14 protein-coding genes are annotated in these 13,261 nt (G+C 49.9%); 7 read left to right on the top strand and 7 right to left on the bottom strand.

Annotation, left to right across the window (positions count from 1 at the left end; translation table 11 throughout):
• Nucleotide 1 precedes the first annotated feature (1 nt).
• Together OXN25_17675 and OXN25_17670 are read right to left on the bottom strand one after the other, a co-directional pair.
• Complete coding sequence (locus OXN25_17675; protein ID MDE0426683.1) at nt 2-1,330, bottom strand: hypothetical protein; 1,329 nt, start codon at nt 1,328-1,330, stop codon at nt 2-4.
• Between the two features lie 41 nt (nt 1,331-1,371).
• A complete protein-coding gene (locus OXN25_17670; protein MDE0426682.1) occupies nt 1,372-2,853 on the bottom strand; it encodes a sulfatase-like hydrolase/transferase in 1,482 nt (493 codons plus the stop codon).
• 298 nt (nt 2,854-3,151) lie between these two features.
• On the opposite strand from OXN25_17670, the gene OXN25_17665 reads away from it, so the two are divergent.
• From OXN25_17665 to OXN25_17650, 4 genes are read left to right on the top strand one after another with little or no spacing between them, the layout of a single operon-like run.
• A complete protein-coding gene (locus OXN25_17665; GenBank protein ID MDE0426681.1) occupies nt 3,152-3,757 on the top strand; it encodes a hypothetical protein in 606 nt (201 codons plus the stop codon).
• 33 nt (nt 3,758-3,790) lie between these two features.
• Nucleotides 3,791-3,988: a hypothetical protein gene (locus OXN25_17660; GenBank protein ID MDE0426680.1), complete on the top strand. Its 198-nt coding sequence runs from the start codon at nt 3,791-3,793 to the stop codon at nt 3,986-3,988.
• A 5-nt stretch (nt 3,989-3,993) separates the two neighbouring features.
• Entirely contained in the window at nt 3,994-4,986 is a 993-nt protein-coding gene (locus OXN25_17655) for a molybdopterin-dependent oxidoreductase (protein ID MDE0426679.1), read from the top strand.
• A gap of 24 nt (nt 4,987-5,010) precedes the next feature.
• On the top strand, nt 5,011-6,204 hold the full coding sequence (locus OXN25_17650; GenBank protein ID MDE0426678.1) for an MFS transporter: 1,194 nt from the start codon (nt 5,011-5,013) through the stop codon (nt 6,202-6,204).
• On the opposite strand, the gene OXN25_17645 is transcribed toward OXN25_17650, so the two are convergent.
• Nucleotides 6,170-7,300 carry a mandelate racemase/muconate lactonizing enzyme family protein gene (locus OXN25_17645; GenBank protein MDE0426677.1) on the bottom strand — a complete coding sequence of 377 codons (1,131 nt, stop codon included), beginning with the start codon at nt 7,298-7,300 and terminating at the stop codon, nt 6,170-6,172. The two genes, OXN25_17650 and OXN25_17645, sit on opposite strands and share 35 nt — an antisense overlap.
• Nucleotides 7,301-7,453: 153 nt before the next feature.
• Between OXN25_17645 and OXN25_17640 the strand changes: the two genes are divergently transcribed.
• The 3 genes from OXN25_17640 to OXN25_17630 are packed head-to-tail and all read left to right on the top strand — an operon-like array spanning nt 7,454 to nt 9,790.
• Nucleotides 7,454-7,723, top strand: a complete 270-nt coding sequence (locus OXN25_17640; GenBank protein ID MDE0426676.1) for a hypothetical protein — start codon at nt 7,454-7,456, stop codon at nt 7,721-7,723.
• Between the two features lie 3 nt (nt 7,724-7,726).
• Nucleotides 7,727-8,770 (top strand): sugar kinase, encoded by a 1,044-nt coding sequence (locus OXN25_17635; GenBank protein MDE0426675.1) that lies wholly within the window; start codon nt 7,727-7,729, stop codon nt 8,768-8,770.
• Nucleotides 8,771-8,782: 12 nt separating this feature from the next.
• Entirely contained in the window at nt 8,783-9,790 is a 1,008-nt protein-coding gene (locus OXN25_17630) for a hypothetical protein (GenBank protein ID MDE0426674.1), read from the top strand.
• A 71-nt stretch (nt 9,791-9,861) separates the two neighbouring features.
• Here the strand turns inward: OXN25_17630 and OXN25_17625 are convergent, their stop codons facing one another.
• From OXN25_17625 to OXN25_17610, 4 genes are all read right to left on the bottom strand, one after another.
• Entirely contained in the window at nt 9,862-10,995 is a 1,134-nt protein-coding gene (locus OXN25_17625; GenBank protein ID MDE0426673.1) for a DNA adenine methylase, read from the bottom strand.
• Between the two features lie 130 nt (nt 10,996-11,125).
• Nucleotides 11,126-11,692 (bottom strand): Uma2 family endonuclease, encoded by a 567-nt coding sequence (locus OXN25_17620; protein ID MDE0426672.1) that lies wholly within the window; start codon nt 11,690-11,692, stop codon nt 11,126-11,128.
• 30 nt (nt 11,693-11,722) lie between these two features.
• Entirely contained in the window at nt 11,723-11,983 is a 261-nt protein-coding gene (locus OXN25_17615) for a hypothetical protein (protein MDE0426671.1), read from the bottom strand.
• 20 nt (nt 11,984-12,003) lie between these two features.
• Nucleotides 12,004-13,254 (bottom strand): ABC transporter permease, encoded by a 1,251-nt coding sequence (locus OXN25_17610; protein ID MDE0426670.1) that lies wholly within the window; start codon nt 13,252-13,254, stop codon nt 12,004-12,006.
• Nucleotides 13,255-13,261: the final 7 nt, after the last annotated feature.

Genomic DNA, 13,261 nt, shown 5'->3' with positions numbered 1-13,261 from the left:
ATCAACCCACTTCTGTTACTCTCGAAATCGTGAATTCTCGTTTGCCTGACGGTGGCAGTGGGATATCATCAACAAACACCACCTCAACACTAACATCCGCCCCGAGTGCTTCCTGAATTCTCAGGACGAGGTACCGGCGAGTCATCTCCCGCCACTGAGCATTAATAACCAGTTTCAAAACACATCGATCAAGCGTTTCCTGAATGAGTTGGAATTGAGTCACGCCTTGAACATTATAGAATTGTTGTGTGAAATAGCCCCCATGTATCAGCGTGCCAGTTCTCGTCCGGAAGGTCGCAGTGGAGCGTCCAAGTAGGTCCGCCAAAACGGGCAACGCATTGCCACACGGACACACTTCTTCAGAGAGAATACCGATGTCTCCAATCCGATAGCGAATAAAAGGCATGGCATAGTTATTGAGTTGCGTAATGAGAATCTCTCCGGGGACAGTGTATGGGTTGGGGCTATCTATTTCAAGGTAGATGTCCCGGCAGTTGATGTGCATCCTGCCTTCCGCACATTCCATAGCAATCAAGCCGACTTCTCGTCCGCCGTAGCGATTATAAACCTTCGTACCGAAAACCTGCTCCGCTAAAGTACGGTAATGCGAATGGAGCATCTCTGCCGAAGAGATAATTCCCGTCAACTCCCACTTGGGCTCCAAGCCGTTTTCTAAGAGAAATCTGGCAAATTGATAAAGCGAGGAGGGATAGGTGAGAATCGTCTGTGGCTGGTACTGCTCCATCTTCTCAAACGCCATTTGCATCGTTCTGTCTGTGAGATGAAATCCGTCGAGCCAATATTGATTCCGACAGAAATTGTTGAGTCGATGTTTCCAACCTTCATCGCCCTTCAGGTCCGCGGGCGCACCCCAGATAATCAGTTGGGGTTCCCCAGGACTCCAGCCCGCCCAGCGATCGAAATAGTAAACGCTCAAATTCCGTTGATTCCAATAGTCCCTGTCTTGATAGAAAGTAAGTGGTGTCCCTATTGAACCACCGGTGGCATTCTTAATGCGTTGATTCGCATTAAAGGCTTCAGAACAGAGACGCTCCAGATGTTCTCGGATATCCTGTTTCTCAAGGGGCGGGATATGTGATATGTCTGGGGGCTCCGTCGTTAGCAACTCGCGATAATAAGAGGTCGTCTGATACGCGTGTCGGAGGAGTTTTTTTAGGCGTTCTGCCTGAAACGCCACAATCGTTTCGCGCGCCCCATCCAACAACGCGGTAATTTCCGAGAGTTGGGAATTGTAATTCATCCCCTTGCGGTAGGTATTGTAGGCATGCCACGCTGCCTTTGAGAGCAGCATTTTAACAGAACGACGCATTGGCATAATTTCAGCATTCGCTATTCGCGGCTCGCGCTTCGCTATTCGCGGAGTGTATCAACGTTTGGTGAATAGCCATCTGGAAACTGATCGCTCACGGAACGTCCGTCTTGGAAAAGCTGACCCGCATCCGGATTTTCAGGTTCATGAGGTGCCGGGAAGTCTCGCCATCTATTGCCATCCAACGGAACTTCGTACCCGTCCTTGCGGAACCATTCAATCAAGCGTTCTCGATAGGTGTTGAGAACCCTACCATATCCCGGGTTACCGGCAACGCTACGTTCGTCAAGTCCACCCGGGGAACGTCTGAAAAGCCACTCCTTGCGATCCGCTGCAGAGTAGATGTATTTGTATTCAGACGTAAGGAGCATATACAGTCCCGTGCCTTCTTGCCCCAATTGACCGACGATGGCATCTCGTTGGGTGTTGCCAGTGGCAATATCTGCGAGATCTACGCCGCTGCGATCTGTTTGTAGCGGTAATTCGGCTGCGCTGAGACTGGTTGGGAGCACATCAACCAAACTGGTCGGTGTGTCGCACTGTGTGTCCCTTTCAAAACGTTCAGGATAGCGGACGAGTAACGGAATCCGAGCCGCTGCGTCAAGAAAAGAGCGTTTCCCATAACAGTCGTAGTCACCGAGCAGCTCGCCGTGATCGGAAGTATAAATGATTAACGTGTTATCCAACTCACCTGCCGATTCGAGATGGTCAAGGATCCGACCAACCTGATAATCTATGAAAGAGATAGCGGCATAGTAAGCCGCGCGCATCGTTCGGAGGAGATTCATATCGCGTCCTTGGTCGCGGTATTTATAACGGTTCTGATGCCGGTTCCAATAGGTATGCAGATGCGCATAGTCCGTTGGTAGGAAAGGCAGTGGCATCTCGACCGTGCGATAGAGTCGGTTCCACGGTACTGGCGATTCAAAGGGCGGGTGTGGTTTGATAAAACTCGACCAACACAAAAACGGTCGGTTCGTATCACGCTGAGATAAAAACTGGAGTGTTTTATCACCTACCCACTGCGTGTGGTGCAAGCGAGCAGGAAGTTGTGAGGGTTGCGGGATGTAGTAGTATTCGCTGCGTTCACCGTGCGGTGCGACGATATGATCGTAGTCGTTCTCGTGTAGAAACTCTGTAAAATCGTCAGGACCCGGTCCCTCTTCGGAATAGTCGCGCGTTTCAAATCCCCACATTTTGCGGCTTTGTGGGCTGAAGTGCATCTTGCCAATACCGTGGGTCTGATAGCCTGCCTCGTTCAGCAACTCCATCACCGAGACGCGATCCTGTGGCATCGGTGAATTGTTTGTGCATCCGGTCTGATGGGGCCACTGCCCAAGTAGGAAACTGCAGCGAGATGCCACGCACACAGGAGACGGACAATACGCCGACGTAAAACTCGTACCCTCGCGAACAAGGCGATCCAGACCGGGGGTCTGAATAAGCGGATTACCCAGCGCACCGACTGTATCAAAACGCTGCTGATCGGTCATGAGAAAGAGGATGTTGGGTTGTTTTGCCATGAGAGGTTCCAGTCCTTGAAAAAAAGCATTTCTATTGGCGTGTAAATTATGGATAGCATACCAGATTTGCAAACAAGACGCAACTATAAAACGCGGAAATTGGGAAACTGGATGGCACTGCTGAACGCCATTTTCTGTTGACACTTGGTGGTATATATGATAACATTCTTATAGTCGAACCCGGGGGAAATTTCTGTTGAATTACACCCATATCCGTTGAAGCGTTGTCAGTAAGTAAACTTTCTTTCTAATAACCAAATACAGAATATTGACACCTACAAAAAGCAGAGGCTTTCGCATGGCTTATAGCAACTTTACCTTAGAGTCAGTGGTAGCAACGTTTCAATTAGAGAGAATTGAAACTGACAACATCTTTTCAGAAACGGAACCTGTGGCCCCGAGTAGTCATCTTACCGCCGCATTAGCGAGAAATGTGTCGTTAGCCGTTGCGATAGGAACAGAGAAAGCACGTTCGGAAATGATTGTTGCAAATGTCCTTGTTGAACTTCGCGAACACTATGAGCGACGCATCAGCCTTTTTTCGGGAATCGATTTCAATGTTGATGCCGAAAAAGGATTGACTGGGGTCTGTGACTTTTTGGTGAGTTTGTCACCGGTACAACTTTCTTTAGAGGCACCTGTTATTGTTCTGGTTGAAGCAAAAAACGCAGAGCCGAAACTTGGGTTAGGTCAGTGTATTGCTGAGATGGTCGCTGCACAACACTTCAACGCCGAAAAAGGAAATGATATTCCACGCATTTATGGGGCTTCTACTACAGGGACTGAGTGGTACTTCCTCAAATTGGAGGGACAAAAACTCCAAATTGATATGGCAGCCTATCAGATTGTGCAGTGCGAGAAAATTCTGGGCATTCTCTCTAAGATGGTCGCTCAAAAAGCATGAGCTCTTTCTGACAACTGATAACTCTAAAAACAGATGCAAAAATGGTATGAACACAGAAAACTCCTGAATACGCTCATCGTTTTAATGTGCGTCAGTTTTGTCGCCTATTTTTTCTTTCAATGGCGATGGGGGATGCCGTTATTTCTGATTGGCGGCACAGCGATTATGGTGCGAGGCGTTGTAAAAATTACGATGCGAATGCGAAATAGAAAAAGAGGCAAGGAAAATTAAAAAAAATGCGAAGACGAACATTCATAAAACTGAGCGCGATTAGTGCCGCAGGAATGGTGCTACCGCTTCAACTCGAAGGACAAACAGACACGATGTCGTCCTTGAGACCGAGCACACTGATAACACCAAACGCCGACTTCTATATCCTACAGATTGGTGATCCGGCTGTACTTGACGGTGCGACGTGGCGAATGGCTATCACCGGACTGATCGAAAAACCGATGCGCCCCTTGGGACTTCAAGACATCACAGCGATGGAATCTGTTACGGCGATGCGGACGTTGAAATGTATTGGGGACCCAATTGGCACGGAACAGATGAGCAATGCGGTGTGGAAAGGGGTGCGCCTACGCGATCTGCTTGAGAAAGTCGCTCCGAAGCCTGAAGTCAAAGTAGTCGTTTTCCGCTGCGCAGACGGCTATCATACAGCAATCCCACTTGAAGAGGCGATGGAGGCGGAAACGCTCCTTGTCTATGAGATGAACGAGGTTCCACTGCCGACAGAACACGGCTTTCCGGTTCGCCTGCTAAATCCGGGGAACTACGGCACGAAAAACCCGAAATGGATCGTCAACATCCAATTGGCTGCCGAACATGAAAGTTATTGGGAGAAACGGGGTTGGGATCCCATCGCACACGTGAAACTTGCCACAATGATTGGCACACCGAGTGAAGGCGAGGCGATTATAGGCGGAAAAACGTATACAGTCAGCGGCGCAGCGTTCGATGCAGGGAACCACGACGGTATCAAGAAGGTCGAAGTCAGCATCGACTACGGTCAGACGTGGGAAGCGGCGGAAATTTGGGCAAAGGATACACCGCTCGCATGGGTACTCTGGAAATGGGAATGGCACGTACCAGAAAACGCAGCCCCTGTTGAAATCTATGCAAGAGCGACCGCTAACAACGGGGTCGTCCAAGACGAAATCGGGCTTGATATCGAACCGGTTGGCGCGACAGGCTATCATATAGTCGATGCAGAGGTCGTCCTACCATAGACCTCAGGTGCGAAACGATAAAATATGCGCCGAAACTTAAAGTTGAGCCAACTGCTTACCGTCTATTTTCCTGTTCTGTTAATCGACTTCGCTTATAGCAGTGTCTTAACGAACACCTCCTTTTATACGAGTTATTTAGGATTATCTTCCACGTTTCTGGGTATCCTCAATGCAGTTATGACCGGTTTCTTCGTGGTGCTGGCGATTCCGTTCGGTCGCCTATCGGATCGGATAGATCGGAGATATGTACTTTATACTGCGTTCCTGGTGATGGGTGCTGCGAGTATCGGGCTTCCCTACTGTCGGAACGGTACGCACCTCTTACTTATTTTTCCCGGCATCGGGGTGAGTATGGCACTCTTCTGGCCCGCTTATGAGGCGTGGCTTGCTGAACGCGAGGGTGAAGCTGAACTCGTCCATCGGGTCATGCTTTTCAACTTGTTCTGGAGTATCGGTATTACTTTAGGTCCAGTGTTCTCCAGTTATCTGTATGGCGACGCGAATCCGTTTAGACCCTTCTATCTTGCCGGCATCTCGACGCTGTTCACCTTGGTGACAATTTTCGGGAATAACTTCCTGAAACTCGATGTTGCCAGAGCCGAGCAATCGGAGCCTACTGAAGTACTTTATCCACCCCTACCCGTTCGGACAACACATCTCAATATTGCGCGATATGCGAATCTTGCCTCTTGGTTTGTGCTGGGGGTCCTGAGACGGCTCGCACCGAAACTTACGAAAGAGATGGGGATGCTACCCACAACATTTGGCAATCTCATGCTAACGCTTGGCGGACTGCAAACACTGGCGTTCGTTATTCTTGGGACAGGGTACTCAACCCGTTGGCACTACCGTTTCGCGCCAATACTCGTCGTTCAGTTACTGGCAATACTCAGCTTTCTCGGAATATGGGGCACCCAAAACACACTCCTTTGGGCATTTGCGTTTGGGATTATCGGTGTATCCGCTGCTTTTACTTATTTCAGCAGCCTCTATTACGGGTTGGACCGGCATGTGGACAAGGGAAACAAAAGCGGGTGGCACGAAGCCATACTCGGTGTAGGGATATTGTTAGGTCCGTTCTTAGGTGGTATTTCAGCGGATTCGCAACTCGGCGTTCGGAGTCCATACTTACTCTGTGGCGTGGCGATTGGTATTGCTATCCTGATAGAGGTTTTTATGCTAATTAAGGGCTCGCAATCTGCAGAAGATTCGCCTTGATGTAGTCTTCATCGGGCGTGACACCGAGACCGGGACCGTCTGGTACTGTTACGACGTGATCCTGAATTTCGACACCACTTACTGCCATAGTTTCCAAAAAAGCGGGGGCATTGAGTTCTGCTGGTAGCACTAAGTCCAACGTTGAAAAGAGGTGGACACTGGCGATGAACCCAATCCCTGCTTCAGTCAAACCGCTGCCGAGGAGTTCTAAGGCGTTGGCTTCAGCGACATGAACGCTTTTGAGGCATTCCCCTAAACCGCCAGATTTACAGACCTTCAGAACGACAGCATCCGCACATTCCAGGCGTACGATTTTAGCGAGATCGAAGGACGTAAAACAACCTTCATCAATCGCAATCGGAACAGGTGCGTCTTCTCGGACGCGCTTCATACCGAACCAGTCTTGGCTTGCCACGGGTTGCTCCATGCAGTAAATTTCGCGGATATCGGCAACCCGCTTCAGCAGTTCCAAGGCATTGGAGGGTGTGTAGGACTGATTCGCATCTATCCAGAGTTTCGCATGTGGCATCGCTTCATGGACTGCGCGTACCCGTTCCTCATCTTCCGCGGGGTTGCCACCGACTTTCACTTTGAAACAGGAACAAGGAGACAACGCCTTCGCCTTCAAACCCATTATTTCTGGGGTATCAATACTTAAGGCGTAGCAGAGCGGGAGTGCCTCGTGTCGTTTCCCACCGAAAAGGGTATGCACCGGCACACCGAGGATCCGTCCACGCAGATCGTGCAAAGCGATGTCTACCGCGGCTTTAGCGAAAGGGTGTCCATTGCTGACAGCCGGTTTCAATGCGTCATAGATGGCGTGGTGGATTTCGTTGCGATTTAACGGATCCCGTCCGAGGAGTAGGGGTGCGATGTAATTGCAAATGGTGGTTGTGATAGATTCAGTGGTTTCGTAGCTCCACGAGGGGAGTGCGCGTTGCTCACCCCAACCGACGTAACCGTCGTCTGTTGTAATTTTGACAAAGACGTGATCGCCTGCGGCAGTGGTATCTCCAACGAAACCCGTGCCGATGTTGAAGACATCTTTCATCCCGACAGCAGTCGGATAAACATGGACGTGTGCTATTTTAGTCATCTGTTTTTAGTTGTTGGTTATTGGTTTTTAGTTTTCGGTATTGTAGCACAAGACTCAGGAATTAACCAAAACAATTCCGTTGACATGCTCTCGGTTATCCGCTATAGTAACGGAAATACGAATTGCTGTACGCCGTTGTGAAGGGAACACAGAATGCTCTTTATTATTTTTGTAATTCTAACGCCTATTGTCGTTTGGTTAATCCTGCACTTTATGTCCTCTCGACAGAAAGCAGACGGGGACGCGGCTGAACCCGTAGCACAAATAGAAGTCTGTGCGATGTGCCAAGACGAGTTCCCGATGACCGAATTGCTCGAAAAAGAGGTCGGCGGCTACGGCAGGGTCTACTGCTTTTGTGGACCGTGTATTGAAAATCTTTATAACGAATACCAGAACAAAACAGATATAGAAACAGGAGAATAAACTATGTACGATTTAGTTACATTTGGTGAAGCGATGATCCGACTCACGGCACCGGAGTTTATGCGGCTTGAGCAGGTGTCATCGCTGGCAATCACTGCAGGCGGTGCAGAGATGAACGTTGCCGTCAACGCTGCACAACTCGGATTGCGGACGGCGTGGGTATCCCGACTCGTGGACAATTGGTCGGGTCGTTATATCCGCAACAAAGGACGCGAACTCGGTGTGGACATGTCGAACATCGTCTGGGCGGACTTCGACGGGATCGGCTTGGAACGGAACGGATTCTATCATCTCGAATTGGGTGCCGGTCCGCGTGCGAGCAGCGTTACCTACGACCGCGGCTATTCTGCGATTTCCAACGTGCAGGTCGGTGAGATTGATTGGGCATCTATATTTAGCGGTGCGCGTTGGTTCCATCTCAGCGGTATCACACCGGCTTTGTCGGAATCGGCGGCGGCTGTCTCAGCGGAGGCACTCAAGGCGGCGCGTGCAGCGGGTGTCAAAACGAGTTACGATCTGAACTTCCGTTCTAAACTCTGGAGTGCGGAGGAAGCACAAGCAGCGAACCGACCCATGATGGAGCACGTCTCTGTTCTCATCGGTAACGAGGAAGATTTCGAGAAATCGCTCGGCTTCGCGGCGGAAGGCACAACCGAATCCTACAGCAAACTCGAACCCGATAGTTACAAAGAGATGGCGCAACGGGTCAAAGACGCTTTTCCAAGCATTCAGATGATTGGGACGACCTTACGCGACGCAAAAACAGGGTGGCTCAACGACTGGCGGACGCTCTTGTTTGACGGTGAAGAATTTTACCTGTCCCGTATCTATGAGGACTTAGAACTCGTAGACCGCGTGGGTGGTGGTGATAGTTTCTCGTCGGGATTAATTTATAGCCTATTAAACGGCAAATCGCCCCAAGAAGCAGTCGATTTTGCGGGTGGTTATTCTGCCTTGGCGCATACCTTCCCCGGAGACTTCAACTGGGCAACGGCAGAAGAGGCAGAAACAGCGATACAAGCAGGGAGTGTGCGTATCAGTCGCTAAACGGACAAAACTATGGCAAAGATTTTACTCTCCCAGATTTTTGAAAACCCCGAATTCGATACTGCGGAACGCCGTGCGGCGTTAGCAGATTTAGGAAAACTCGGTGAATTGAGTATACACCCGCGGGAACTCACTGAAGAACACGCCGATGATGTTGTTGGTGTAATCGCAAGCTCAGTGCCGTTTCACGAAAGCTTCTATCAAGCCGCGGAATCGCTCCGAATCATTGCGCGTTGGGGTGTCGGCTATGAAACTGTTAACGTGGATTTAGCAACCGAATACGGTGTTATTGCCACGATTGCCCCGGAACACATGGTGACTGTCGCTGAATATGCGATTGCACAGTGGCTTGCAACGCTGAAGCGGGTCTACACACTCAACAGGGCTTCGCACAGTGGCGACTTCGGTCTCATCAAAACGCATGAGGCGATGGGTTCTACGCTCGGTGTGTACGGCTTTGGCCGGATTGGACAAGAGGTTGCCCGGCGTGCGCGTCCGCTTCTCGGTGAGGAAGGGAGGCTCTTAGTTTATGACATCCGTCCGGACATTGCCGAACTCGCAGCGGAATTTGGTGCAGAGGCTGTTGATACGCCGCTCACGCTCTTTGAAGAGAGCGATACTGTATCCTTGCACCTCTCCGGAGCGGATACGGTTGTCGGCTACGAGGAGTTCTGTGCGATGAAACCGCATGCGTCCCTAATCAATCCGTCGCGCGGAAATCTTGTTGACGACGCAGCAGCCAACCGTGCTGTTAGTGAAAATCGGTTATGGTATTATGTGGTGGACGATCCGGTCAACGGACCGCGGGAGATTCATAAGGACCACCCGCGTATCATCTGTACGAACCACAACGCCGGTATGACTGTTGAGTCTGGGATTCGGTTGGATCTGCGGACAATTGGACAGGTTACGGATGCGATTGAAGGACGCGCGCCGGCTTATATGCTGAATCCAGAGGTGCTGGAACATCCGAGAGTCAAGGCGTTTTGTAAGGACACTTCGCAAACACTCACGCTTTAGTTTCTCTGAAGCAGGAAAAGGAATTCTCGGTTCGTGAGGATGCTAAGCAAGCGGGCGAGGCGACCTCGCCCCTACGATGGTGTTTTATTTTTTTGAAGTAGGAAAAGGAATTCTCGGTTCGGTTCTTCAGCTGCGTTTATCCACTCGTGCGTCCACTTCATACCTGCCATGACGTTTCTTTTATAGTCAAGCTCAAGAACGGTGAGGAGGTTGCCGTTACGCTGCATGACTTCGTTGAGTTGATCAGCCGTCGCGCGACCGCCGGAACTGTAGGATAGCAGTATCCAACGCGCTTGCGTCATCTGAATAAGGTAGGCAATGGCTTCAACGGCGATGAAACGACCATCGTCGTTGCGGCGGAATTCCTCAAATACAGAGGCGGCGAGGCGATCTGATGTATCTTCTCGCCGTTTTGCTTTGCCGAAAAGGGTGGGTTTATCAAAGAGGACGACGCTTTTCCAGAGATGGTAGTAGGCGGCATATCTGACACGAGAGGGGGGCATTTTCTCGTTGTTTGAACCATAAGGGGGATCGAAATACGCAAGGTCAACCGATACCTGCGGCGTGAGTTCAAAGATGTCGGTTTGATAAACCGTGTGGTCTCCTTCTGACGTGAAAACTTCAGGCACTTCAAGTCGTAGCGTTCTATAGGCACGCGGTGCCCAGTCCTTGAGATAGGCTGAAAAGTGACCGAGCGTGCTGTCAACACGGTCAAGCGCGAGGATTAGGCTTGTGAGTGCAACGGCTTTTTCAACGGGATCGAGATTGAGGATTTCGATCTCTTGTCGAATCGCGTCCAACTTACGGGTGTTGTGGAGCTGCCACGGTTTTTTGAGTCCGTCTGTTTGAATGGCGCAACCGCCGTTGGCGTGTCCGCCGTAGTGTTCTGTGAACCAACCGTCAACAGGTGTCAAAGCATTGAGATGATCAATGAGGGGTTGATACGCTTCTCTCGGTTTCGTGTTGAGGAGGTAGCACGTACCGAAAACCTTCGACCACGGTGCGATGTCGTTGCAGACGAGGGTATAGCCGAGTTTGGCGAGTGCTTGCGAGACGCGCGTCGTGCCTGCGAACCCATCCAAAACTGTTTTCGCGTTGACTTTTTTGACGAGTTGGAGGATATGCGGGATGAGTTTTAGCTTGGAGCCGATGTATTTGATGCTTTGTGTTGGAGGAATGTGAAAGGACAAAGGCGTTTGTTGCATTGTTTATCGTCTGAATCGCGGGTTGTCGCGGATTTCACAGATTTCGCGAATTTTAGAGTTAAAGAGTCCTTGTAGCACAAACTTTCAGTTTGTGCAATTCCCTACGCAAACTAAAAGTTTGCGCTACATTCTATTCAAAAAGTTCCGCAACAGAACATGCAAACCCTTCCACAACATCCTCACCGGTCAATGTATCTTCACACGTCAGCAACGTAAAATCTGTCTCAGAACGATAGACCATCACCGTTTTCGCGACCGGTTCAAGCACCCAGACGAGACGCGTCCCTGCCTTCAGATAGGCGAATGCTTTTTCGGTAACATCGTACTGTTTGTCTGCTGGTGAGACGACCTCTACTGCCAAGTCAGGCGGTATAGGTGACCCTTTGTCTCTATTTTCCGGCAATCGCTCCGTCGAAACAAACGCAACATCTGGCTTTACTACCCGGTCCCCTAAGTGAAATGTCGTACCTTCGGTATAAGAACGTCCCAACTGATGTTCAAAGACGTGCAAACCCAAATGACGGAGAACGTTACTACTGATTTCGCCATGTTCCATTGAGGTGAGGGGCATGGGAACCAATTCTCCTTTTACATATTCATAACCCTCTAAGTCGTTTTCGAGAAATTCCTCCAGCGTCATTGTATCGGCGGTCGGCATTTCTTGAATAGAGTCAGGGTTCGTTTGGGAATTAAGCATCAATTTTCTTCTCTCCATTGCGTGTTTATGTTAAGAAAAAAATGCTTTGATCGCGCCACCGACACCGACCGCGGCGGCAATACGGAACAGCCAATCCATCAACGTTTTCTGGAAAGTTGACACGGCTTTTTTACCCGCGACAGCTTCCTCAACATTCCGCATCCGCGCCTCCAAAGATTGTATATCGCTCCGGATATCTTGCATATCCATGACAAGGCGTGACTCTAAAGATTTTATATCCTCACGCAGCAGCTTAAACATGTCAAGTGTTGTAATTTGCTCGTCGTTCATGGTGTTCTCCTTTATCAAATTTATGTATGCCGAATGGCATCAATAGGAGTCATCTTCGCTGCTTGACTGGCGGGATAATAACCAAAGAAAATACCGACTGCTGCACCTGCAGCAACAGAGACCAGCACGGCTTCAGGTGTAATCACAGAGGGCCAAGTCATCTCTTGCAGAAACCGACCAACGATCCACGCGAAACCTTTTCCGGCGACAGCACCTAATAAGATGCCTAACAAACTACCGATCAGGCATAAGAGGACGGATTCTGTGAGGAATTGGAGCCGGATGTCAAAGCTTTTCGCACCCACCGCTTTCCGGAGTCCGATCTCTGGAATCCGTTCTGTCACCGAGACGAGCATGATATTAAGGATACCGATACCCGCCACAATCAAAGAGACTGACGCAATAACAACGAGGACTGTCTCTATGATAAAGATCATTCGTTTGGCGTTCGCGATACTTTGTTTAGCAGACCACGTTCGGAAGAAGGTATCATCTCCACCGTGATTGCGCATAATCACCGTCTTCACCTCTTTTAAAGCCTGCTCCACCAAAAGTGGACTCTTGGCGCGCACCATGATGTGTCCAACGTGATCGTGTCCCCAAAACCGTTTCTGTGCGGTTGTAATCGGAATGAAGAGCATATTATCATCGCTCTTGCCGCGTTCCAGTCCATCCCCTCGGCTCTCCATGATGCCGATAACTGTGAAACGGTTGTGTCTCCCATGGTTGTTAATGACAACTTCCTTCCCGATGGGATCCTGTCCTTTAAATTGCTCTTTCCATATCTTAGCACCGATGACGCAAACTTTCGTCCAAGTGTCCATATCGGTATCAGCGAGGAATCTGCCGTATTCTGCACGCCAATCGCGAACGGCTTGATATTCATTTGTTGTCGCACGGAGGTAAGTCTGTTGAAATTTTCCGTCAACACCGAGACCGATGTAGTAGCTGCCTTCGACAGTCGCAACTTCAACGGAAGGACAATCTGCTAAGACATCGCGGAGATCGCTCATCTCTAAGTAATGTGGACTGGTGTTGCGTTGCCAGCGTCCGTTCTTACGGATATGACCGGGGCGATAAACGCCAAACATACTCGGGCCACCGATATTGTCGATCTCGGACATTAGGAGTTTTTCAGCACCCGCACCGAAAGACATCATCGCTATCACGCCTGCGATGCCAATGGTGATTCCTAAGAGCGTGAGAATCGTTCGGAGTTTGCTCCCGCGCAGAATAGCAAACGCTGAGATAAGATTTTCGAGTATGTTCATGTCTTTT

The sequence above is a fragment of the Candidatus Poribacteria bacterium genome (assembly GCA_028820845.1).
In the GTDB taxonomy this organism is placed as follows: Bacteria; Poribacteria; WGA-4E; order WGA-4E; family WGA-3G; genus WGA-3G.
The sequence above is the reverse complement of the archived record's forward strand: the minus strand, read 5'-3'. Positions and strand labels throughout refer to the sequence as shown.

Bases quoted from the DNA above. Each gene is read 5' to 3' on its own strand.
- OXN25_17635 (MDE0426675.1), top strand. From the start codon at position 7,727: ATGTACGATTTAGTTACATTTGGTGAAGCGATGATCCGACTCACGGCA.
- OXN25_17645 (MDE0426677.1), bottom strand. From the start codon at position 7,300: ATGACTAAAATAGCACACGTCCATGTTTATCCGACTGCTGTCGGGATG.
- OXN25_17675 (MDE0426683.1), bottom strand. From the start codon at position 1,330: ATGCGTCGTTCTGTTAAAATGCTGCTCTCAAAGGCAGCGTGGCATGCC.
- OXN25_17620 (MDE0426672.1), bottom strand. From the start codon at position 11,692: ATGCTTAATTCCCAAACGAACCCTGACTCTATTCAAGAAATGCCGACC.
- OXN25_17610 (MDE0426670.1), bottom strand. From the start codon at position 13,254: ATGAACATACTCGAAAATCTTATCTCAGCGTTTGCTATTCTGCGCGGG.
- OXN25_17630 (MDE0426674.1), top strand. From the start codon at position 8,783: ATGGCAAAGATTTTACTCTCCCAGATTTTTGAAAACCCCGAATTCGAT.
- OXN25_17655 (MDE0426679.1), top strand. From the start codon at position 3,994: ATGCGAAGACGAACATTCATAAAACTGAGCGCGATTAGTGCCGCAGGA.
- OXN25_17665 (MDE0426681.1), top strand. From the start codon at position 3,152: ATGGCTTATAGCAACTTTACCTTAGAGTCAGTGGTAGCAACGTTTCAA.
- OXN25_17625 (MDE0426673.1), bottom strand. From the start codon at position 10,995: ATGCAACAAACGCCTTTGTCCTTTCACATTCCTCCAACACAAAGCATC.
- OXN25_17640 (MDE0426676.1), top strand. From the start codon at position 7,454: ATGCTCTTTATTATTTTTGTAATTCTAACGCCTATTGTCGTTTGGTTA.
- OXN25_17615 (MDE0426671.1), bottom strand. From the start codon at position 11,983: ATGAACGACGAGCAAATTACAACACTTGACATGTTTAAGCTGCTGCGT.
- OXN25_17660 (MDE0426680.1), top strand. From the start codon at position 3,791: ATGCAAAAATGGTATGAACACAGAAAACTCCTGAATACGCTCATCGTT.
- OXN25_17650 (MDE0426678.1), top strand. From the start codon at position 5,011: ATGCGCCGAAACTTAAAGTTGAGCCAACTGCTTACCGTCTATTTTCCT.
- OXN25_17670 (MDE0426682.1), bottom strand. From the start codon at position 2,853: ATGGCAAAACAACCCAACATCCTCTTTCTCATGACCGATCAGCAGCGT.